Here is a 21,969-nt window from a genome sequence, read left to right as displayed (position 1 = left end):
CCGCTCGCGCCGCAGTCCTGGTGCGGTGGCTGCTGAGCAGGAGGAACCGGCTGGGTGGCAGAGAGGTTCCCTCGCTCGTCGCCGCGGCTCAGGTGCAGGCGCTGCTCCCGCCGAGCGCGCCGGAGCGGAACGCCGCGAAGCGGTCGAAGGCGGTCGTCGGACCGCTTCGGCGCGAGTCCAGCGGGATCGCGTCCGGGCTCAGCGTCACCTGGACCGCTTCGTCCAGGTCGCCGGGGGAGAGGTCGGCCTGCTCGGCGGTGTAGGCGCCGGTCAGGCAGTTGACCGCAGCTCCGGTGACCGGGCGGCCGAGCTGGGCGAGCGCCGCCGCCGCGTACCGAGATGCCACCAATGTGGTCACCGCTTGATCACCGGTGCCGTCGCGAAGCGCCTCCAGCGCTTCCCGGTCGGTGCTCACGCGCGGCGGCGCGGCGCAGTAGGACACCGGTCGCGGGGCGTTCGGGCAGTCGCCGAGCCGGGGTGCGGTCCACCGCGCGCCGCGGGCGGTCACCAGCTCGCCGAAGAAGCGCTCGGCGCCCGCGGTGTTCATCGCCGCGTCCAGGGCCGCGTTCGGGTCGGGCTCGACCGGTTCGGTCAGGCTGCTCGGGCGCAGGTCCGGACACCCGCCAGGTCCACCGGTGAAGCCGGCCTGGAAGGCCGACACCCGGTCGAAGGCCGTCCCGTGCTCGTCGCCGGAGCCGACCGGGTCGCGGAAGACGGTGATCGCGCGCAAGGCGTCGTCGAGCTGATCGGGGTTCGCCCGCAGGTGCGGTGCCCGGTCGTCGGAGACCCAGCGCATGAACGAGCCCGCGAAGCAGTCGGCGGTGGCTTCCAGGTGCATCGGTTCGCCGCCGGTGAGGTCCGCGCGCTGCTGCACCGCGTGCCCGATCTCGTGGGAGAGCACCACCGCGACCGCCGCGTCGCCGTAGTGCTCCCGCAGCACCGGCAGCAGAGCTGTGCGGTCCCAGGCGATGGCGTCGACGCTCTGGCAGTAGTACGCGTTGCCCTCGACCTCCGAGGCGGACGACGAGCAGGGCGGGGAGCTGCCGGTGCCCGCGGTGTCGACGGAGAAGAACCCGCCGTCGAGGTCGTGCCACGGCCCGCCGAAGGCCGCGGGGTAGGCCTGGGCCCAGTAGCGCTGCGCGTCGCTGACGACCGTGGCCGCCAGCCGGTCGATCCCGCCGTGGTCGGTGCCGTGCACGAACGACGGGTTGACCGTGCGCTCCGCCACACCCGGCCGCTCGGGAGGCGGAGCGGCGCAGGAAGTCAGGAAGAGCCCGATCACCATCGCGACGAGTACGTATGCGCGCACGCCGTTCAGCTTCGCATTGATGCGGCGGTTCGGGGGCGTTCGGCACCGACTCACATGTTCCCGCGAGGCGAGATATGGTCCGCTCCCGTGAGAGCAGTCCACCGCTTCACCGTCAGGGCTCACCTGCCCGAGCCGCTCAGTGCGCTCGGCACGTTGGCGACCAACCTGCGCTGGGCGTGGCATCCACCGACCCAGGACCTGTTCTCCGCGGTCGACCCGCAGGTGTGGGCGTCGGTGGGTGGCGACCCGCTGCGGTTGCTCGCCGAGGTGCCCGCCGAGCGGTTGCGGCAGCTCGCGGAAGATCAGGACTTCCTGGCGCGCACCCGCGCGGTCGACGACGACCTGCGCCGCTACTTGACGGTGCCGCGCTGGTACCAGCAGCGTCGCGACGAGGGCGAGGGGTTGCCGAACTCCATCGCCTACTTCTCGATGGAGTTCGGCCTCACCGAGGCGCTGCCGAACTACTCCGGCGGGCTCGGCGTGCTGGCGGGCGATCACCTCAAGGCCGCCTCCGACCTGGGCGTTCCGCTGATCGGCGTCGGTCTGCTCTACCGCTCGGGCTACTTCCGGCAAGCGCTGTCGGAGGAGGGCTGGCAGGTGGAGCACTACCCGGTGCTGGACCCGCGCGGACTGCCGCTCGAGGTGCTCTCCGACGGAGCGGGCCGCCCGGTGCAGGTGCGGGTGGCCATGCCCGCCGGTCGGACGTTGCACGCCCGGGTGTGGAAGGCTCAGGTGGGGCGGGTTCCGCTGCTGCTGCTCGACACCGATGTCGCCGACAACGACGACGATCTGCGCCATACCACCGATCGGCTCTACGGCGGGGACGCCGAGCACAAGATCCGCCAGCACATCCTCGCCGGCATCGGCGGGATGCGGGCGGTGCGCGCCTACTGCGAGCTCACCGGTCATCCGCAGCCGGAGGTGTTCCACACCAACGAGGGCCACGCCGGTTTCCTGGGGCTGGAGCGCATCCGCGAGCTGCAGGACAAGCCGGGGCTGGAGTTCGACCAGGCCATGGCCGCGGTGCGCGCGGGGACGGTGTTCACCACGCACACCCCGGTTCCGGCGGGCATCGACCGCTTCCCGGTCGACCTGGTCCGGCACTACTTCGACGACGGTGCGCAGCTTCCGCTGCTGCCCGGGGTGCCGACCCAGCGCGTGCTGGCGTTGGGCGCCGAGGACAACCCCAACATGTTCAACATGGCGCACATGGGCCTTCGGCTCGCGCAGCGCGCCAACGGGGTTTCCGAGCTGCACGGGCGCGTGATCCGCAAGATGTTCCGCAACCTGTGGCCGGACTTCGGCGTCGAGGAGATCCCGATCCGCTCGGTCACCAACGGCGTGCACGGGCCGACCTGGTCGGCCCGCGAGCTGGGCAAGCTGCTCGGCGAGTCCGAAATGGACAGCGGTGCGGGGCTTCGCGGGATGGAACCGGTCAGCGACGCGCTGCTGTGGGAGCTGCGCTGCTCGCTGCGGCAGCGCCTGGTCGACGAGGTCCGCCGCCGGTTGCGCATCGCCTGGCAGCAGCGCGGTGCCTCGGACCTGGAACTGGGCTGGTGCGACTCGGTTTTCGACCCCGAAGTGCTCACCATCGGTTTCGCCCGCCGGGTTCCCACCTACAAGCGCGCCACGCTGATGCTGCGCGACACCGATCGGCTGCGGGAGCTGCTGCTGGACCCGGAGCGCCCGGTGCAGATCGTGGTGGCGGGCAAGTCGCACCCGGCCGACGAGGGCGGCAAGGCCATGATTCAGCGTCTCGTGCGCTTCGCCGACGAGGCCGACGTGCGCCACCGCATCGTGTTCCTGCCCGACTTCGACATGGCGCTGTCGCGATACCTGGTCTCGGGTTGCGACGTGTGGCTGAACAACCCGGTGCGCCCGTTGGAGGCGTGCGGCACCTCTGGCATGAAGGCGGCCTTGAACGGCGTGCTGAACCTGTCGGTTCGCGACGGGTGGTGGGACGAGATGTACGACGGCCACAACGGCTGGGCCATTCCCAACGCCGAGGGCGTCACGGACCCGAATCGCCGGGACGACCTGGAGGCCAGTGCGCTCTACGAGCTGATCTCCGATCACGTCGCGCCGATGTACTACGAGCGCAACAGCGACGGGGTGCCGGGCAAGTGGATGTCGATGGTGCGGCACACGTTGGCTTCGCTGGGGCCTCGGGTCCAGGCCTCGCGGATGATCCGCGAGTACGTCGACGGCCACTACACCCCGGCGGCCCGGTCGATGCGGGCGATGGCCGACGACGAGTTCCGGGGCGCCCGCGAGATCGCCGACTACCGGGACCGGCTCCAGGCCTCCTGGAACCGGGTGCGCGTGGGCGACACCGAGATGTCCATCGACGACGCCACGCCGCTGCTCGGCGGGCAGGTCACGGTTCGCGCGCGGGTGGACCTGGCCGGGCTGGACCCGTCCGATGTGGACGTCGAGGTCGTGGTGGGCCGGGTCGACGATTCCGACAACCTGCACGACTTCGTCACGGCCTCGATGCAGCCGATGGGCGAGGGGCGCTACGAGGCGGCCGTGACGCTCCCGCACGCCGGACCCGCCGGCTACACCGTCCGCGTTCTGCCGCGCCACCGCTTGCTGTCCGGTGCGGCCGAGCTGGGCAAGGTCGTGCTGGCCGGTTGAGCTGCCGGCTCAGCGCGCCCGGCGCAGGCCGAGCGCGCTGAGTCCCAGGAAGACCAGGGCGCTCGCGCAGACGCCGAGCCAGCCGTGGCTGCCGTAGGCGAAGCTGCCGACCGCTGAGCCCAGCGCGCCGGCCAGGAACGTGGCGAGCATGAAGACGGTGTTCAACCGCCCGCCGACGGACGGGTCCACGGTCAGGGCCGCGTTCTGGTTGGCGGCCTGCGAGGTCTGCATGCCGATCGGCACGGCCGCGGTGCCGACGAGCAGCAGGGCCAGGGAGTTCGTGCCCGCGGCCAGCAGGAGGACCGCAGCGGCCAGCACCAGCAGGCCGAGCGCGGCGACCAGCCGCGGGCCGCGCTGGTCGACGAGCTTGCCGGCCACGGGTGCCAGCGCCGCGCTGATGAGTCCGAGCAGGCCGACGAGTCCGGCTCCGCCGACGGTGAGCCCGTGCGGCGGGGCGGTCAGCACCAGCGCGAGGGTCGTCCAGATCGTGTTGAACGCCGCGAAGATGCCCGCGTGGCGCAGGCACGCGCGGCGCAGCGCGGGTTCGCGGCGCAGGTAGCCGGGCAGGGAGCGCAGCAGCGCGCGGTAGTTCGGCGAGCCGCGCGGCCCGTCGGCCGGCATGACGAGCATCGTCCACAGCCCGACGATCAGGGTGAGCGCCGCGGAGGCGGCGAACACCCAGCGCCAGCCGGCCAGCCCGGCGAGCTGGCCGGAGAACACCCGCGAGCCCATGATCCCGGTGAGCAGGCCCGCCTGGACCCAGGACATGGCGATCCCGCGCTGGCCCGGTTCGGCGAGCTGCGCGACCAGCGGGATGAGCACTTGCGGGATCACCGTGGTGGCCGCGGCCAGCCCGGCGAACAGGGTCAGCACGGGCAGCGACGGCGCTGCTGCGCTGCCGAGCAGCAGGAGCGCGGTGAGCACGCTGAGGCCGCCGACCATCTTGCGCCGATCGAGGCTGTCGCCGAGCGGGACGACCAGCAGCAGGCCCGCCGAGTAGCCCAGCATGCCCGCGGTGACCACGATTCCCGCCGCCTGCGGGGAGGAGCCGAACGCGGCGGCGATCGGGCCGATGATCGGCTGCGCCAGGTAGATGTTGGCGACTGTGGCTCCCGCGCACAGCGCGGCGGCGAACAGCAGCGCGCCGGTGAGACGGCTGGCGGGGGCGACCGTGGACATCAACGCTCCGAAATAAACAACCAACTAGTTGGTTGCATTCTGGCTCCGGTCGCCGCGCGTGTCAACCAGATGGTTGGTTGGCGGCGGTACAGTGCTGTTGTGTCCCGCAACGCCGAAGCGACGAAGGCCCGGATCTTCCACGCGGCCACGGCCGAGTTCGCAGAGCACGGCATCGCCGGAGCCCGCGTCGACCGCATCGCCAAGCAGGCCGAGGCCAACAAGCAGCTGATCTACGCCTACTTCGGCAGCAAGGACGCCCTGTTCAGCGCGGTCCTCGAACACGCGATGGCCGAACTGGCCGCAGAGGTCCCCATCGACGGCGAGGACCTCCCCGGCTACATCGACCGCCTCGCGGCGTACCACACGGCCAACCCCCGCGTGCTGCGCCTGCTGATGTGGGAGGCCCTGGAGCGCGGCGATTCCGGTGTGGTGGCCGATTCCGAGCGCGCCGAGCACTACCGGGAGAAGACCGAGAGCGTCCGCCGGGCGCAATACAGCGGCAAGGTCACCGACTCGATCGAACCCGGCATGCTCGCCCTGCTGACCCTCGGCATGATCAGCTGGCCGCTGGCGGTGCCGCAGCTGCGACGCATGCTGCTCGGCGAAACGGCCCTCGACGACCTGCAAGCGGCAGCCCGGGAGGCCACCCGGCGCCTGACCGCACCGGAATGAGCACGGGAACCTTCCTGTCATCCAGCGTCGCAGGAAGATTCCCCGGCTGAGGTCGCGACGGCTTCGGTTCGGAAGGTGCGCCGGTAGGTCAGCGGCGAGACGCCGATCGCGGCGTGCAGGTGCTGGCGCAGCGACGCGGCGGTGGCGAATCCGACCTGCGCGGCGATCTGGTCGATCGTCAGGTCGCTGGTCTCGAGGAGCTGCCGCGCTCGGGCGAGCCGCTGCTGGGTCAGCCACTTGCCGGGGCTGGCGCCGACTTCGTCGCGGAACCGGCGGGCGAAGGTCCGGTTGCTCATGCCCGCGTGCTCGGCCAGTTCGGCAACCGTCAGCGGCAGGTGCAGGTTCTCGTAGGCCCAGTGCCGGGTCGCCGCCGTGCCCTGGCCCGTCGGCTCGGGAACCGGCTGCTCGATGTACTGGGCCTGGCCTCCGTCGCGGAACGGCGGCACCACGCAGGTCCGCGCGACCCGATTGGCCAGGTCGCTGCCGTGGTCCGAGCGGATCATGTGCAGGCACACGTCGATGCCCGATGCCGCGCCAGCGGACGTCAGCAGGTGACCGTCCTCGACGAACAGCACGTCGGGATCGAGGCGCACGGCGGGGAACATGGCGCGGAACTGCTCGGTGAGCCGCCAGTGCGTGGTCGCCTGCCTGCCGTCGAGCTTGCCGGCCGCGGCCAGCACGAACGCCGCGGTGCAGATCGACACGATGCGGGTTCCCGGGCGGATTCGCTCCAGCGCCTCGGTTACCCGCGGGTGGAGCTCGCGGGAGATCAGCGACATGTCGAACGGCGGGATCACCACCGTGTCGGCGGCGCTCAGCAGCTCCGGCCCGTGCTCGACGGAGATCGCGAAGTCGGCATCGGCGCGCACCGGTTCGCCGTCGACGGTGCAGGTGAGGACCTCGTAGTGGCGCCCGGCGCTACCGAACACGCGCTGCGGGATGCCCAGTTCGAAGGGGTAGACGCCGTCGAGCGCCAGTACGACCACGCGGTGCATGGCACGATCCTATCGAATGTTGGCATTCCTGCCATTTCGAGACGGGTCCGCATGAGGCAGGGTGGGGGCATGAGTGAATCCATGCGTGCCATTAGCCAGGACGTCCACGGTGACCCCGGAGTGCTTCGCGAAGTCACGTTGGAACGGCCTGAGCCCGGTCCCGGGGAGGTGCTGATCCGGGTGCGCGCGGCCGGCGTCAACCCCACCGATTGGAAGCACCGCGCGGGGCGCGGTTTTCTCGGCGACCCGCCGTACGTCCTGGGCTGGGACGTCTCCGGAGTCGTCGAGGAGATCGGCGTCGGGGTCACCCTGCACAAGCCCGGCGACGAGGTCTTCGGCATGCTGCCCTACCCGTTCGGCGTCGGCGCCCACGCCGAGTTCGTCACCGGCCCGGCCCGCGCCTTCGTGCCCAAGCCGTCCAACGTGGACCACGTGCAGGCCGGCGCGATCCCGCTCGCCGCGCTGACCGCGTGGCAGGCGCTCAACGACACCGCTGGTCTGCAGTCCGGTCAGCGAGTGCTGATCCACGCGGCCGCGGGCGGCGTCGGGCACCTCGCGGTGCAGATCGCCAAGGCCAAGGGCGCCTACGTGATCGGCACCGCCACCAAGGCCAAGCACGACTTCCTGCGCGAGCTCGGCGCCGACGAGCTCGTCGACTACACCGAGGTCGACTTCACCGAGGTCGTGAGCGATGTGGACGTCGCGCTCGACACCATCGCCGCCGACTACCGCAGCCGTTCCCTCCAGGTGCTGCGCAAGGGCGGAATCCTGGTGACGATCCTGCCCTACGACCGCGAGGAGCTCGTCGCCGAAGCCGAGGAGCTGGGCGTGCGCGCCGAAACGATGCTCGTCGAGGACGACCAGGCGGGCATGCGGGCGGTTCGCGAACTGGTCGAGGCGGGCAAGCTGCGCGCCGAGATCGCCGCGACCTACCCGCTCTCGGAGGCGGCCAAGGCCCACGAGTCCGGCGAGGCCGGTCGCACCAAGGGCAAGCTCGTGCTCACCGTGGACTGATCGCGAGCGAGGGAACCTTCCGGTCGTCGACGCTCGACAGGAAGGTTCCCTTCTCCGCGTCAGCTCACCGAGAGCCGTTGGCGGGTTTCGGCGACCCGCGGCGACCACGGCGCCAGTTCCTCGGCGCGGACCAGTGCGCTGCGCGCGGCCGCGTTGTCGCGGCGGGCCATGTGCGCGCGGGCGAGGGTCACGAAGTCGTCGGCGCGGGAGAGCGGCGAGTGGTTGTACTCCGCGCCCTTAGCAGCCAGCCGGGCTGCGGTCTCGGCGTCCCCGTCGAGGAGGGCGAGCAGGCCGTTCGTCCCGTTGAGCTCGAACTCCGGGTAGCCCAGGCCGACGGCGTCGTGCAGCGCCTTGCGAGCGGTGGGAAGCAACGTGTCAGCGGGCAGCTGGTCGGCCTCCACGGCCTTGAAGCCGAGCCCGGCGATGCCCACCAGCAGGTAGGACATCTTGCGCGGTGGCACGTCGTTGTCGGAGAGGTACTTCAGCAGCGTGAGCACGCCCGGGGCGTAGTCTCCGCGCGCCTCCATGACGGCGACCTGGCAGGACATCGTGGCGTTGAGGCCGGGGTAGTGCTCGCTCAACTCGTCGGCGTGCGCGGCGGCCTGATCGATTTCGCCGCGTCGAAGCGCCGCGTAGACGCGCGCAGCCAGCGGCGCGGCGAGGAACTCCGAGCGCTCCGGTTCGCCCAGCCGGGGCAGGGAGAACAGCAGCCAGCCCGTCGAGGTGGTCAGCGGAACCCGCTGCGGCCACAGCTTGTAGAGCATCAAGCCGGTCACCGCGAGCGCGAACCCCCGGCCGAGAGGACCGGACACCAACAGCCACGACCCGGCCACGAGCGCGAACCCGGCGAGCGCGGAGAGCAGGCCCGCCAGCCAGCAGCGCAGGATCACGGGGTAGCGCCACGGGCCGATCTGGGCGCGCAGCGTCACGGGCAACGCTCGGAAGGTGAAGGTGACCTCGCCGCGCTTGAACGACCCGATCTCGCGCATCGCTCCGACGACCACGTGGCGGACCCGCAAGCCGAACAGCACCGAACCGGCCAGCAGGCCCAGCTGCGCGACCACCGGTAGCAGCACCGCGCCGGCCGCGGCACCGACCCAGGACAGGGCCGTCCCGGTGCCGCCGGTTCCGATCACCACTTCCACCGCGGCCAGCACGACCGCGCACCCCGCCGCGATCAGCACCCACGGCCGGAAGAAGAGCTTCTGCGCACTCACAAGCAACGGACCCTACGGGAGCTCGACCGCGCGCAGGACCGGTTCCGCGCAAGCCCGCGGCGACTGTGAGCAGGGGAACCTTTCACGCACGGCGCCGCGTGGCGAGTGACAGGAAGGTTCCCCTGCTCACCCGCCATGGCGGGGTGGTGAGAAGGTCTGCTTCCTTCCGTCCCCGGAAGTCGCGGCGAGTCCGGTCGCCCGGTGGGCGGTGAGGGGGCGTGTCCCGAGGATCGCGCGACCCGAGTGCCAGCGATGACGGCGATTTCCGGGTGGGCGGGAACCTCCGGATCGTCGTCACGCTGCCGGGGGATTGGGATGGGCCTCCCCGGCGCAACCGGCGGGGCCGGGGCGGGAAGAATGACCCCAGAGGGGACCGGCCGGTCCCGGAGGTGAACCGGGTGCGTGACGCCGCGGTCAGACGGCTGGGAGGTAGATGTGGACGACCTGGTCATCCGACTGGATGGTGTCGGAGTCCGCAGGGGCAGGACGTCGCTGCTGTCGGATGTGAACTGGTCGGTCGAGCTCGACGAGCGGTGGGTCGTGCTGGGGCCCAACGGTGCGGGGAAGACGACCCTGCTCAAGATGGCCAGCACCGAGATGCACCCCACCGAGGGGACCGTCGACGTGCTGGGCGAGCGCCTCGGCAAGGCCAACGTCTTCGACATCCGCCCGCGCATCGGGCTGTGCTCGGGGGCGCTGCTCAACCGGATCCCCGGTGACGAGCAGGTGCGCGACGTGGTGGTCAGCGCCGGCTACGCGGTGTTCGGTCGGTGGCGCGAGGAGTACGACCAGATGGACACCGACCGCGCCCAGGAGCTCCTCGAACTCCTCGGCGTGGCGCACCTGGCCGACCGCGAGTTCGGCACCCTCTCCGAGGGCGAGCGCAAGCGCACCATGATCGCCCGTGCCCTGATGACCGACCCCGAGCTGCTGCTGTTCGACGAGCCCGCCGCCGGTCTGGACCTGGGCGGTCGCGAGGACCTCGTCGCCCGCTTGTCCACCTTGGCGCTCGACCCCGACGCCCCCGCTTCGGTGCTGGTCACCCACCACGTCGAGGAGATCCCGCCGGGATTCACCCACGGACTGCTGCTGCGCGAGGGCGAGATCGTGGCGCAGGGGCTGCTGGAGGACGTGCTCACCGAGGACAACCTCTCCAAGACCTTCGACCAGGATCTCGAACTGCGCAGGAACGGCCAGCGCTACTTCGCGCAGCGCCGCTCCTGAGATCGGTGACACAGCACGGCGGTGGCGCAGCGCGATAGCCTCGCCGCGGCATGTGCGGTTCGACGAGGAGGTTGTCGCGTGGGCGAGTTCGTCAAGCTCGAGGTGGACGGTGCGATCGGCACGATCCGGCTGGACCGGCCGCCGATGAACGCGTTGAACCGGCAGATCGAAACCGAGCTGCGCGAGGTCGCCGTCGAGGCGGCCGAGCGCCAGGAGATCCGCGCGGTGATCGTCTACGGCGGTGAGAAGGTCTTCGCCGCGGGCGCGGACATCAAGGAAATGGCCGAGATGTCCTACAACGACATGGCCGCCAAGGAGCAGCGCGGGCTCTCCGACGCGATGAGCCGGGTCGCCGCCATTCCGAAGCCGACCGTGGCCGCGCTGACCGGTTACGCGCTCGGCGGTGGTTTCGAGCTGGCGCTCGCCTGCGATCGGCGCGTCGCCGCCGACGACGTCAAGGTCGGGCAGCCGGAGATCCTGCTGGGCACCATTCCCGGTGCCGGCGGTACCCAGCGGTTGGCCCGCCTGGTCGGGCCGAGCAAGGCCAAGGACATCATCTACTCCGGCCGCTTCGTGAAGGCCGACGAAGCCCTGCGCATCGGCATGGTCGACGAGCTGGTGCCCGCCGCCGGGGTCTACGCGACGGCGAAGCGCTGGGCCGAGCAGTTCAGCGGTGGGGCGGCGCGCGCCCTGGCCGCGGCCAAGGCCGCGATCGACGGTGGCCTGGACCAGGACCTGGCGGGCGGACTGAAGCTGGAGTCGCACCTGTTCGCGGGCACGTTCGCCACCGAGGACCAGAAGATCGGCATGCGGTCGTTCATCGAGAACGGGCCGGGCAAGGCCGAGTTCACCGGGAACTGATCGACAAGTGGCAGTCTCGAACGACCCCCACCGCGCCCGCGCCGGTGCGCGCCCGGAGAACTAGGGGGCTCGGTGGGGTACTCGTTCGACGTCGAGGATGTCGCCTTCCTGCGCTCGGCGACCGGTTCCAGCGCGGTCGCCGAGCTGCAGAAGCGCTCGCTGAGCGGTTCCTCGCGGATGGCCGACGTGGCCGCGGCGCGCAAGATCGCCGGCGAGCGCCACGCGGCGGCCGCGCTGGAAACGGCGATGCTGCGCGGCAAGGCGCGGTCCAAACTGGATGGCTCGGGGAGCTGGCTGCTCACCGACGACGCGCTGCAGCAGGCCACCGCGAGCGTGGTGGCGCGGCACCGCGCGCAGCGCCTGGCCGGGCGCGACGTGCACGACGTGACCTGCTCGATCGGCGCCGAGCTGGCCGAGATCGCCGCGGTTGCCAACCGCTGCGCCGGATCGGACCTCGATCGGGTGCGGCTGCTGATGGCCGAGCACAACCTCCACGAGGCCGGGCACCGGGTGGTGCTGGCCGAGGCCGACGCGCTGCGGCCGATCACGCGGGACGCCGCGGTCGTCGCCGACCCCGCGCGCCGCGACGACGCGGGTCGTCGCCGCTGGAACCCGGCCGACCTGGTCCCGCCGCTGGACGCGCTGCTGGAGGTCCACGCCGGTCGCGACCTGGTGGTCAAGTGCGCGCCCGGGTTGGACTTCGACGTGGTGCCCGACGACGCCGAGGCCGAGGTGGTCTCGCTGCGCGGGCAGGTCCGGGAGGCGGCGCTGTGGTTCGGCGAGCTCGCCGAACCGGGGGTGCGCCGCAGGGCCAGCGTGCTCGACGCGGACGGCTCGATCCGGACTTCGATCACCGACGCCGAGCCCGACGACTGCCAGGTGGACGAGGTGCGGGAGTGGATCGTCGACCCCGACGGCGCGATCGTGCGCGCGGGGCTGGTGCGCCACTACGCCGCCCGGCACGGTCTGGCGCAGCTCGACCCGCGCATCGCCTACCTCACCGGGCAGGAGCCCCCGCCCGGTGTGCGGGCGTTCCGCGTCGTCGATCACGGGCGGTTCAACGAGAAGGCGTTGCGCGGTCTGCTGCGCGAGCACCGGATCGGCCGGCTGGAGATCCTGCTGCGCGGCGTGGACCTCGATCCGGACGCGCTGCGGCGCCGTCTCAAGCTCAAGGGCGATCGCGACGCCACGGTGGTCATCACCCGGGTCGGTGACCAGGCCATGGCCTACCTCTGCCGGGCCGAGCGCACCTGAGCGCGAACGGCCCTTCGTCGCCGTCGGTCGCCGGTCGGGATGAGGGGAACCTCCCTGCTGCCCGGGCCGCCGCCCGCCGCGGCCGGGAGCCCCGGAGATGATGGGAACCGTCCTGGCAACCCCTGGTTGTGAGCAGGGCGAAATTGGGCGGCAGGTCGTGCGGGGCGCCCTCTATGCTTGAGCGACGTATGGGTACGTCGTCTGTGAAATCTCCGCTCGCCGACCTGCGGGAACGCCTTCCCGAGCTGATGCTGGCCGACCAGCGTCGGTTGCGTCGTCGCATCGAGGGGGCGCGCAAGATCCGCGATCCGCAGGCGCTGCGGTCGGTGACCGAGGAGATCGCCGGCGACGTCGAGCGCGCCGAGCTGCGCGTGCAGCGGCGCCGGGACAACGTCCCGGCGATCAGCTATCCCGAGGAGCTGCCGGTCAGTCAGCGGCGCGAGGACCTGCTGGAGGCGATCCGGGACAACCAGGTCGTCATCGTCGCCGGGGAGACCGGTTCCGGCAAGACCACCCAGCTGCCCAAGATGTGCCTGGAGCTGGGGCGGGGCGTGCACGGCGTCGTCGGCCACACCCAGCCGCGCAGGTTGGCCGCGCGGACCGTCGCCGAGCGGGTCGCCGCCGAGCTCGACACCGAGCTCGGCGAGGCGATCGGCTACCAGGTGCGGTTCACCGAGCGGGCGGGCGAGGACACGCTGGTCAAGCTGATGACCGACGGCATCCTGCTGGCCGAGATCCAGCACGATCGGATGCTGCGCCGCTACGACACCCTGATCATCGACGAGGCGCACGAGCGCAGCCTCAACATCGACTTCATCCTGGGCTACCTCAAGCAGCTGCTGCCCAAGCGCCCCGACCTGAAGGTGATCATCACCTCGGCGACCATCGACCCGGAGCGCTTCTCCCGGCACTTCGACGACGCTCCGATCGTGGAGGTCTCCGGCCGCACCTACCCGGTCGAGGTGCGCTACCGGCCGCTGGTCGACGACTCCGACGAGCTCGAGGACGTGGTGCGCGACCAGCCGCAGGCGATCTGCGACGCGGTCCGCGAGCTGTCCGCCGAAGGACCCGGCGACATCCTGGTGTTCCTCTCCGGCGAGCGGGAGATCCGCGACACCGCCGACGCGCTGGCCCAGCTCAAGCTGCGCGACACCGAGGTCCTGCCGCTGTACGCCAGGTTGAGCGCGGCCGAGCAGCACCGCGTGTTCCAACCGCACACCGGGCGGCGGGTGGTGCTGTCCACCAACGTCGCCGAGACCTCGCTGACCGTGCCGGGCATCAAGTACGTCGTCGACCCGGGCACGGCGCGCATCTCCCGCTACAGCTTCCGCACCAAGGTGCAGCGGCTGCCGATCGAACCGATCTCGCAGGCTTCGGCCAACCAGCGCAAGGGGCGCTGCGGCCGGGTTTCCGAGGGCATCTGCATCCGGCTGTACTCCGAGGACGACTTCCTGGCGCGCCCGGAGTTCACCGATCCGGAGATCCTGCGCACCCACCTGGCCTCGGTGATCCTGCAGATGACCTCCCTGGGGCTCGGCGACATCGAGGGCTTCCCGTTCCTGGAGCCGCCGGACCGCAGGCAGATCACCGACGGCGTGAACCTGCTGCACGAGCTCGGCGCGCTGGAGGACCTCAAGTCGCGCACCGACCGCAAGCTCACCAAGGTCGGCCGCAACCTCGCTCAGCTCCCCATCGATCCGCGGCTGGCGCGGATGATCCTGGAGGCCGAGCGCAACGGTTGCCTGCGCGAGGTGCTGGTGATCGTCTCGGCGCTGTCCATCCAGGACCCGCGCGAGCGGCCCGCCGAGCACCAGCAAGCGGCCGACCAGAAGCACGCGCGGTTCGTCGACGCCGACGCCGAGTCGGACTTCCTGAGCTACCTGAACCTGTGGAAGTTCCTGCGCGCGCGGCAGAAGGAGCTGTCCTCCAACCAGTTCCGCAAGCTCTGCCGCAACGACTACCTCAACTACCTGCGGGTTCGCGAGTGGCAGGACCTCTACGGCCAGTTGCGCACGATGGTCAAGCAGATGGGCATGACCCTCGGCGAGCAGGAAGCCGACGCGACCCGCATCCACCAGTCCCTGCTGGCCGGGTTGCTCTCGCACATCGGGCTCAAGGACGTCGACAAGAAGTCCGGTCCCAAGGCCGGTCAGCAGCGGCGCGGTGCCATCGAGTTCCAGGGCGCGCGCAACGCCCGGTTCTCGGTGTTCCCGGGTTCCTCGCTGTTCAAGAAGCCGCCGCAGTGGGTGATGGCCGCCGAGCTGGTGGAGACCTCGAAGCTGTGGGCGCGGATCAACGCCCGGGTCGAGCCCGAGTGGATCGAGCGGTTGGCCCAGCACCTGGTCAAGCGCAACTACAGCGAACCGCACTGGTCCAAGGACCGCGCCGCGGTGGTGGCCAGCGAGCGCGTCACGCTCTACGGGGTGCCGCTGGTGGCCGGCCGCACCGTCAACTACGGGCGCATCGACCCGGAGACCAGCAGGGAGCTGTTCATCCGGCACGCGCTGGTGGAGGGCGACTGGGAGACCCGCCACGAGTTCTTCCACGCCAACCGCGCCCTGCTCGCCGAGGTCGAGGACCTCGAGGAGCGTGCCCGCAGGCGCGACATCCTGGTCGACGACGAGACGCTGTTCGACTTCTACGACCAGCGCATCGGCGAGGAGGTCGTTTCCGGCAGGCACTTCGACACCTGGTGGAAGAAGGTGCGCCGGGAGCAGCCCGACCTGCTCAACTTCGAGAAGTCGATGCTGATCAACGCCTCGTCGGCGGAGGTCAGCGACGCCGACTACCCGGACCGCTGGACCTACGGGGAGCACCAGCTGGAGCTGACCTACCAGTTCGAGCCCGGTGCCGACGCCGACGGCGTCACCGCGCACATCCCGCTGCAGGTGCTCAACCAGATCGAGGACACCGGTTTCGACTGGCAGATCCCGGGACTGCGCGAGGAACTGGTCACCGCGCTGCTCAAGTCGCTGCCCAAGGCGCTGCGGCGCAACTTCGTGCCCGCACCGGACTTCGCCAAGGCCGTGCTCTCCCGGGTCGGCCCGGGAGACGGCCCGCTGCTGGAGACCCTGCAGCGCGGTCTGCGCGAGATGACCGGGGTGGAGGTGCGCTCGGCCGACTGGGACCTGCAGAAGGTCCCGGAGCACCTGAAGATGACCTTCCGGGTGATCGGCCGCAAGAAGCGCAAGCTCGCCGAGTCCAAGGACCTCGAGCAGCTCAAGCGCGACCTCAAGCCCGAGGTGCGCGAGGAGATCTCCGCGGCGGCCGACGACGTCGAGCAGGGCGGGTTGCGCTCGTGGAGCTTCGGCGAGCTGCCCCGCACCTTCAGCCAGCGGCGCGGCGGCAACGTGGTCAAAGCCTACCCGGCGCTGGTGGACGAGGGCGAGACCGTCGCGGTGCGCATGTTCGACACCGAGCAGGAGCAGCGGCGCGCCCTGTGGGCGGGAACCCGGCGGTTGCTGCTGCTCAACGTCGCCTCCCCGGCCAAGTCCATTCAGCGCGGGTTGACCCCGCGCAGCCGCCTGGTGCTCGGCGGCAGCCGGTACGGCGAGCTCGGTGAGATCATGGACGACTGCGTGCGCTGCGCAGTCGACAAGCTCATCGCCGACAGCGGTGGTCCGGTGTGGGAGGCGACCGCGTTCGACGCGCTGCAGGAGAAGGTGCGCGCGGGGCTCGGCCAGTACACCGCGGCGGTGGTCGACGCCGTCGAGCGGATCCTGGACGCCGCCCAGCACGTCGAATCGGTGCTGGCCGACCGCCCCAAGGGCATGGCCGAGGACTCGCTCGCCGACATCCGCGAGCAGCTCGACGGATTGCTGCACCCGGGTTTCGTCACCGGGACCGGTTTCGACCGGCTCGGCGACGTGGTCCGCTACCTGCGGGCGATCGAGCAGCGGCTGGACAAGGCCCAGCACCACCCGCAACGGGACCGGGAGTGGATGCACCAGGTGGACGACGTCCGGGACCGCTACCGCGAGCTGCTCGACGCGGTCCCCCAGGGTCGTTCGGCCAGCCCGGAGCTGCTGGAGGTCGGCTGGATGATCGAGGAGCTGCGGGTGAGCCTGTTCGCGCAGAACCTGGGCACGGCGCGCCCGGTCTCGCTCAAGCGGATCCACCGGGCGATGGACAAGCTGGAGCGCTAGGTCCGCGCCCGGCGGGTCACGACGCCGGCGAGATGGCTATTCCCAGCGCGCCGGGTCCGGTGTGCGCGCCGATGATGGCGCTGGTCTCCTGCAGCGTCGCGCGGCGCACCTGCGGCAGCTGCGCGCAGACGTCCTCCAGGATCTGCTTGGCCCGGTCCTCGAACTGGAAGTGCTCCACGCCCACGTCCACCGGTCCGCTGCCCGCGTGCTTGCGGGCTGCGGCCGCGGCCTTTCGCAGCGCGCGGTCCGGTCCGATGCCCTTGGCCAGCTGGTCCAGTATCCCGCCTTGCAGCGTGAGCACGGGTTTGATCGACAGCGCCTGGCCCAGCATCGCCTGCGCCCGCCCGATGCGTCCGCTGCGCGCCAGGTATTCCAGGGTGTCGACGTAGAGCAGCTGGTTGGTGCTGCGCAGCCTGCGGTCGAGCACGCTCATCACGGTGTGCGGGGTGGCCCCTGCCGCGGCGGCCTCGGCTGCTGCGATCACCGCGAAACCCATGGAGAGCCCGACCAATCGGGAATCCACGACGTAGACCGGCACGCCGATCTCGGCGGCTGCGATGCGCGCCGACTCGCAGGTTTTCGACATGCCTTCGGAGATGTGCACCGAGATGATGGCTTCGACGCCGGAAGCGGCCGCGTCGGCGTAGGTCCAGTAGAAGGCCGGCGGCGGGGGTTCGCCGGTCGCGACCGGGATGTTGCTGCGCATGGCCTCCGCGACCTCGGGGTGCGGCACCCGGCGCTCGTCGTTGTACTGCTCGCCGACCTTGAGCTCCAGCTGGATGATGTCGATCTCCAGCCGGTCGGCGACCTCGAGCGGTACAGAAGCCGTCGAATCGGTCACGATCGCGACGCGTTTCCTCATGGCGAGTAAGGCTACTAATAGGCGGGGGCGCGTCATATACGTCCGGTGGTAAAGCTTCCACTTGTTCCTCCGCGCAGGTCCGCGCGCTCCGCTCCGGGGTGCGGCCGGGCTCGCGCGTCGGCGGTGGGCTCGGGTGGGGTGGACGCCCAGCGAGGAGGGGTGAGTACTGTCACGGGCAGGACCCGGTTGCACCCCGGCTACTGACAAGTAACATTCCCGGTGGTCGGCATGCCCGAACCCGCCGGTCGGGAACGTGGCAGAGTCGGCCCACCCGGACTGCTCACTAGCGCCGGGTCCGCAAGCAAAGCCGCTGGAGGACCAGCGAGCGTCGGTTGAGTCCGCAGGAGGTCGAAGAGGGCCCATGAACATCGTCGTCCTGGTTAAGCAGGTGCCCGACACGTATTCCGAACGGAAGCTGTCTGCTGCGGATCACACGTTGGACCGCGAGGCGGCGGACGCCGTGTTGGATGAGATCAACGAGCGCGCCGTCGAGGAAGCGCTGTTGATCAAGGAGGCCCAGGGCGGCGAGGTCACCGTCGTCTGCATGGGCCCGGACCGCGCCACCGATGCCATTCGCAAGGCGCTGTCGATGGGTGCCGACAAGGCGGTGCACCTCTCCGACGAGGCGCTGCACGGCACGGACGCGCCCGCCACCGCCAAGGCGCTGGCCAAGGTCATCGGCACCGTCGAGGGCGTGGACCTGGTCATCGCGGGCAACGAGGCGACCGACGGTCGCTCCGGTGCCGTGCCGGCCATGGTCGCCGAGGTGCTGGGTTGGCCGCAGCTGACCTTCGCGCGCAAGGTCACCACCGACGGTTCGAGCGTGCAGATCGAGCGGGAGACCGACGCGGGCATCTTCAACGTCGAGTCGGGGCTTCCGGCCGTGGTGAGCGTGACCGAGAAGATCAACGAGCCGCGGTACCCGTCGTTCAAGGGCATCATGGCCGCGAAGAAGAAGCCGGTGAGCGCGCTGTCGCTGGCCGACGCCGGCATCGACGCTTCCGAGGTGGGCCTGGCCGGTGCCGGCTCGCAGGTCGTCGAGTCCGCTGTGAAGCCGCCGAAGTCCGGTGGTGTGAAGGTCACCGACGAGGGCGAGGGCGGCTCGCAGGTCGCCGAGTTCCTGGTCGGCGAGAAGCTGCTCTGAGTCGTTCGCGGTTTTCGAGGAGGAATTGATTCATGGCTGAGGTTCTGGTCCTCGTCGATCACGTGGACGGCGAGGTCAAGAAGGTCACCTACGAGCTGCTGACCGCGGCCCGTCGGCTCGGTGAGCCGTCGGCCGTCGTGGTCGGCGAGCCGGGCACCACGGACAAGCTGACCGAGCAGCTGGCCGCCTACGGCGCCGCGAAGGTCTACTCCGCGGAGTCGGCGGACGCCGCCGGGATCCTGGTGACCCCGCAGGTCGACGTGCTGGCCAACCTGGCGGGCTCGGCGAGCCCGGCCGCGGTGCTGGTGCCGGCGTCGGTCGACGGCAAGGAGGTCGCCGGTCGTCTGGCGATCCGCCTGGACTCCGGTCTGCTGTCCGAGGTCGTCGACATCGACGCCGAGGGCGTCGCGGCGCACTCGCTGTTCGGCGGCACCTACGACGCCAAGGCGAAGGTCACCAAGGGCACCCCCGTGGTGACCGTGCTGCCCGGCTCCATCGAGGCCGAGCAGGCCTCCGGTGCCGCCGCGGTGGAGTCGGTCGAGGTTCCGGCCTCCTCCGGCGCCAAGATCACCGGCAAGCAGCCGGCCGAGGCCGGCGACCGTCCCGAGCTCACCGAGGCCTCCGTGGTCGTCTCCGGTGGTCGCGGTGTCGGTTCGGCCGAGTCCTTCGAGGTCGTGGAGAAGCTGGCCGACTCGCTGGGTGCCGCGGTCGGCGCCTCGCGCGCGGCCGTGGACTCCGGCTTCTACCCGCACCAGTTCCAGGTGGGCCAGACCGGTAAGACGGTCTCGCCGCAGCTCTACATCGCCCTGGGCATCTCCGGTGCCATCCAGCACCGCGCGGGCATGCAGACCTCCAAGACCATCGTCGCGGTGAACAAGGACCCGGAAGCGCCGATCTTCGAGATCGCCGACTACGGCGTCGTGGGCGACCTGTTCCAGGTCGCGCCGCAGCTCACCGAAGAGGTCGCCAAGCGCAAGGGCTGATCTCCCGCAGCACGAGTCAACGGGGCGGGTCGCCGGTCGGCGGCCCGCCCCGTTCGCGCGCTAGCGTGCTTCGTCGCGCCCCCGGCAGGCGAGCTTGTCCGCCCTCTCGTTCCCCGGGTGCCCCGCGTGGCCCTTGACCCACTCCCACTGGACGTCGCCGTGCCGGGCGCACTCGGCGTCCAGCCGCTGCCACAGCTCGGCGTTCTTGACCGGCTGCTTGGCCGAGGTCATCCAGCCGTTGCGCTTCCAGCCGCGCATCCACTCGGTGATGCCCTTGAGCACGTAGGTCGAATCGGTGAACACCCGCACCTGGGGCATCGGCCGGGTCAGCGCCGCCAGACCCTCGATGACCGCGGTGAGCTCCATCTTGTTGTTGGTCGTCTCGGCGTCGGCGCCGTAGAGCTCCTTCTCGTGGTCGCCGTAGCGCAGCACCACACCCCAGCCGCCCGGTCCGGGATTGCCGCTGCACGCGCCATCGGTGAACAGTTCCACGCGCTCGATCGCCATGCGCAGCAGGCTAGCGCCCCGGGCGCGACCCGCTGGGCGGTGGAGTGCCAGGAAGGTTCCCCCGCTCACCCCTGCGGCCAGGTGGCAGGAACGTTCCCTTGCTCACCCCTGCGGCGAGGTGGGAGGAAGGTGCCCGTCATCGAAATCCCGAGCACCGGCGGGGAATCGGGACTGCGGATCCCGCCGCGCGGATCCGCTCCCGCTCGGTGCGGCTGAGCGGTCCGAACCCTTCGCTGTGCTGCAGAAGGCGGTGTCGCAGGTCCACCTGCAGCAGCACGCACCGGGCATTCACCGAAAGTTCCGGCTCCGTGTCATCCGCTGGTGTGTTGGGCGTTCGCCGCGCGGCGATACACCTTGACCATGTCCGAGACGCAGCTGCTGGCCAGCGCCGCGCCGAGCGCGGCGGCCGATGCACACTACTCGCTGCTGGTTGCCCGGGACTCCGACGAAGTGCGCGCCGCCCAGCGGCTGCGCCACCGCGTGTTCGCCGAGGAGATGGGCGCTGCGGTCAAGGGCGGTGAGCACGGTCTCGACCAGGACGCCTTCGACGAGTACTGCGACCACCTGATCGTGCGCGACGACCGCAGCGGCGAAGTGGTCGGCACCTACCGGATGTTGCCGCCCTCGCACGCCGAATCCGCCGGGATGCTCTACTCCGAGACCGAGTTCGACCTCTCGGCGCTCGACCCGCTGCGCCCGCGCCTGGTGGAAACGGGTCGCTCCTGCGTGCACCCGGATCACCGCAACGGAGCCGTGGTGAGCCTGGTGTGGACCGGCATCGCCCGGTACATGCTGCTGCACGGCCACACGATGCTGGCGGGGTGCGCTTCGGTTCCTCTGGCCGACGGCGGGGTGCAGGCCGCGCACGTGTGGCGCACCGTGTCGGCCAAGAACTACGCGCCCGAGGAGCGCCGCGTGCACCCGCGCCTGCCGTGGGAACCGGAAGAGATCGACGGCAAGGCCACCATCCCGCCGCTGCTGCGCGGATATCTTCGCCTGGGCGCGCAGGTGTGCGGCCGCCCCGCGCACGACCCGGACTTCGGGGTGGCGGACTTCTTCGTGCTGCTCGACCTGGACAAGGCCGACCGCAGATACCTGCGCTACTTCCTCGGTGAGTCGCAGTGACCCATCCCTGGATGCCGGATTCGCCGTGCGGGCCGCAGTGCCTGCCACCGCGCGATTCCGACACCGAGGTCGGTCGGCTGCGGGTGGTGCTGCGGCTGAGCGCGACCGTCGTGCTGCTGGTGACCGGCTGCCTGCTGGTGCCGGCGCTGCCGGCCGCCCTGCGCCGCCAGGCGGTGCCGCAGTGGTTCCGCGCGTTGCTGCGCGCGCTGGGCATCCGCCTGGTCGTCGAGGGCCGGATGGCGCCCGGCGGGGCGCTGGTGGTGTGCAATCACGTGTCCTGGCTGGACGTCGCGGCGATGCAGGTGCTCGCGCCGATGCGGCTGCTGGCCAAGATCGAGGTGCGCTCCTGGCCGGTGCTCGGTGTGCTGGCCGGTCGCATCGGCACCGTCTACATCGACCGCGACCGGCTCTCGGCGCTGCCGGAGGCGGTGCGCACGATCGCCGAGGAGCTGCGCTCCGGTGCGGTGGTCGGGGTCTTCCCGGAAGGCACCACCTGGTGCGGGAACGCGGCGGGACGATTCCGCCCAGCGGTGTTCCAGGCCGCGCTGGACGCGGGGGTGCGGGTGCAGCCGATCGCGGTGCGCTTCCGCGACGGCGCCGGGCGGTTGACCACGGCCCCGGCCTTCCTCGGCGAAGCCACGCTGGCGGCTTCGGTGCTGTCGGTGGCGCGCATGCGGGATCTGGCCGTGGAACTCGTGGTGCTGCCGGAGCTGACCGGAACCGACCGCGGGCGGCTGGCCGAGCAGGCTCAGCACGCGATCACCGGGGCGACCGGTGCGCGCCTCGGCCACGACCGGCCTCGCGCGGCGGTGGCGGCCTAACGGGTGGGTTCGCGATAATT

The 21,969-nt window shown here is 71.0% G+C and carries 17 protein-coding genes; 11 read left to right on the top strand and 6 right to left on the bottom strand.

Annotation, left to right across the window (positions count from 1 at the left end):
* Nucleotides 1-88: 88 nt before the first annotated feature.
* Nucleotides 89-1,309, bottom strand: coding sequence for a neutral zinc metallopeptidase (locus tag ACFQRI_RS05835; protein WP_380665237.1), 1,221 nt, complete (start codon nt 1,307-1,309; stop codon nt 89-91).
* Nucleotides 1,310-1,396: 87 nt separating this feature from the next.
* Between ACFQRI_RS05835 and glgP the strand changes: the two genes are divergently transcribed.
* Nucleotides 1,397-3,946 (top strand): alpha-glucan family phosphorylase, encoded by a 2,550-nt coding sequence (gene glgP / locus ACFQRI_RS05830; protein ID WP_380665235.1) that lies wholly within the window; start codon nt 1,397-1,399, stop codon nt 3,944-3,946.
* A 9-nt stretch (nt 3,947-3,955) separates the two neighbouring features.
* On the opposite strand, the gene ACFQRI_RS05825 is transcribed toward glgP, so the two are convergent.
* Nucleotides 3,956-5,125, bottom strand: a complete 1,170-nt coding sequence (locus tag ACFQRI_RS05825; RefSeq protein ID WP_380665233.1) for an MFS transporter — start codon at nt 5,123-5,125, stop codon at nt 3,956-3,958.
* Between the two features lie 99 nt (nt 5,126-5,224).
* On the opposite strand from ACFQRI_RS05825, the gene ACFQRI_RS05820 reads away from it, so the two are divergent.
* Nucleotides 5,225-5,797 (top strand): TetR/AcrR family transcriptional regulator, encoded by a 573-nt coding sequence (locus tag ACFQRI_RS05820; RefSeq protein ID WP_380665231.1) that lies wholly within the window; start codon nt 5,225-5,227, stop codon nt 5,795-5,797.
* Nucleotides 5,798-5,814: 17 nt separating this feature from the next.
* Here the strand turns inward: ACFQRI_RS05820 and ACFQRI_RS05815 are convergent, their stop codons facing one another.
* Nucleotides 5,815-6,792 (bottom strand): GlxA family transcriptional regulator, encoded by a 978-nt coding sequence (locus ACFQRI_RS05815; RefSeq protein ID WP_380665229.1) that lies wholly within the window; start codon nt 6,790-6,792, stop codon nt 5,815-5,817.
* Between the two features lie 81 nt (nt 6,793-6,873).
* Between ACFQRI_RS05815 and ACFQRI_RS05810 the strand changes: the two genes are divergently transcribed.
* A complete protein-coding gene (locus ACFQRI_RS05810; protein WP_380665227.1) occupies nt 6,874-7,806 on the top strand; it encodes an NADP-dependent oxidoreductase in 933 nt (310 codons plus the stop codon).
* Between the two features lie 59 nt (nt 7,807-7,865).
* Here the strand turns inward: ACFQRI_RS05810 and ACFQRI_RS05805 are convergent, their stop codons facing one another.
* The gene (locus ACFQRI_RS05805; protein ID WP_380665225.1) at nt 7,866-9,023 is read right to left on the bottom strand and encodes a hypothetical protein; all 1,158 of its coding nucleotides are present in this window, start codon (nt 9,021-9,023) and stop codon (nt 7,866-7,868) included.
* Between the two features lie 402 nt (nt 9,024-9,425).
* On the opposite strand from ACFQRI_RS05805, the gene ACFQRI_RS05800 reads away from it, so the two are divergent.
* The 4 genes from ACFQRI_RS05800 (at nt 9,426) to hrpA (ending at nt 16,507) form a co-directional block, all read left to right on the top strand.
* Nucleotides 9,426-10,247 (top strand): ABC transporter ATP-binding protein, encoded by an 822-nt coding sequence (locus ACFQRI_RS05800; RefSeq protein WP_380665223.1) that lies wholly within the window; start codon nt 9,426-9,428, stop codon nt 10,245-10,247.
* 78 nt (nt 10,248-10,325) lie between these two features.
* The gene (locus ACFQRI_RS05795; RefSeq protein WP_380665221.1) at nt 10,326-11,108 is read left to right on the top strand and encodes an enoyl-CoA hydratase/isomerase family protein; all 783 of its coding nucleotides are present in this window, start codon (nt 10,326-10,328) and stop codon (nt 11,106-11,108) included.
* A gap of 72 nt (nt 11,109-11,180) precedes the next feature.
* Entirely contained in the window at nt 11,181-12,362 is a 1,182-nt protein-coding gene (locus tag ACFQRI_RS05790) for a THUMP-like domain-containing protein (RefSeq protein ID WP_380665218.1), read from the top strand.
* A gap of 188 nt (nt 12,363-12,550) precedes the next feature.
* Nucleotides 12,551-16,507: an ATP-dependent RNA helicase HrpA gene (hrpA, locus tag ACFQRI_RS05785; protein WP_380665217.1), complete on the top strand. Its 3,957-nt coding sequence runs from the start codon at nt 12,551-12,553 to the stop codon at nt 16,505-16,507.
* A gap of 16 nt (nt 16,508-16,523) precedes the next feature.
* On the opposite strand, the gene ACFQRI_RS05780 is transcribed toward hrpA, so the two are convergent.
* Complete coding sequence (locus ACFQRI_RS05780) at nt 16,524-17,369, bottom strand: DegV family protein (protein WP_380665215.1); 846 nt, start codon at nt 17,367-17,369, stop codon at nt 16,524-16,526.
* 361 nt (nt 17,370-17,730) lie between these two features.
* Between ACFQRI_RS05780 and ACFQRI_RS05775 the strand changes: the two genes are divergently transcribed.
* Nucleotides 17,731-18,513, top strand: a complete 783-nt coding sequence (locus ACFQRI_RS05775; RefSeq protein WP_380665213.1) for an electron transfer flavoprotein subunit beta/FixA family protein — start codon at nt 17,731-17,733, stop codon at nt 18,511-18,513.
* A 32-nt stretch (nt 18,514-18,545) separates the two neighbouring features.
* Nucleotides 18,546-19,496, top strand: a complete 951-nt coding sequence (locus ACFQRI_RS05770; RefSeq protein ID WP_380665211.1) for an electron transfer flavoprotein subunit alpha/FixB family protein — start codon at nt 18,546-18,548, stop codon at nt 19,494-19,496.
* A gap of 60 nt (nt 19,497-19,556) precedes the next feature.
* Here ACFQRI_RS05770 and rnhA read toward each other — a convergent pair whose 3' ends face one another.
* Nucleotides 19,557-20,003 (bottom strand): ribonuclease HI, encoded by a 447-nt coding sequence (gene rnhA / locus ACFQRI_RS05765; protein WP_380665209.1) that lies wholly within the window; start codon nt 20,001-20,003, stop codon nt 19,557-19,559.
* Nucleotides 20,004-20,363: 360 nt separating this feature from the next.
* Here rnhA and ACFQRI_RS05760 point away from each other — a divergent pair, with 360 nt between their 5' ends.
* Nucleotides 20,364-21,128, top strand: a complete 765-nt coding sequence (locus tag ACFQRI_RS05760; protein WP_380665207.1) for a GNAT family N-acetyltransferase — start codon at nt 20,364-20,366, stop codon at nt 21,126-21,128.
* A gap of 11 nt (nt 21,129-21,139) precedes the next feature.
* The gene (locus tag ACFQRI_RS05755) at nt 21,140-21,949 is read left to right on the top strand and encodes a lysophospholipid acyltransferase family protein (RefSeq protein ID WP_380665205.1); all 810 of its coding nucleotides are present in this window, start codon (nt 21,140-21,142) and stop codon (nt 21,947-21,949) included.
* The last annotated feature ends 20 nt before the right edge of the window (nt 21,950-21,969 follow it).

The sequence above is a fragment of the Saccharopolyspora griseoalba genome, assembly GCF_042665275.1.
Taxonomy (GTDB): Bacteria; Actinomycetota; Actinomycetes; order Mycobacteriales; family Pseudonocardiaceae; genus Saccharopolyspora; species Saccharopolyspora griseoalba.
This window is presented reverse-complemented; position numbering and strand designations above follow the sequence as displayed.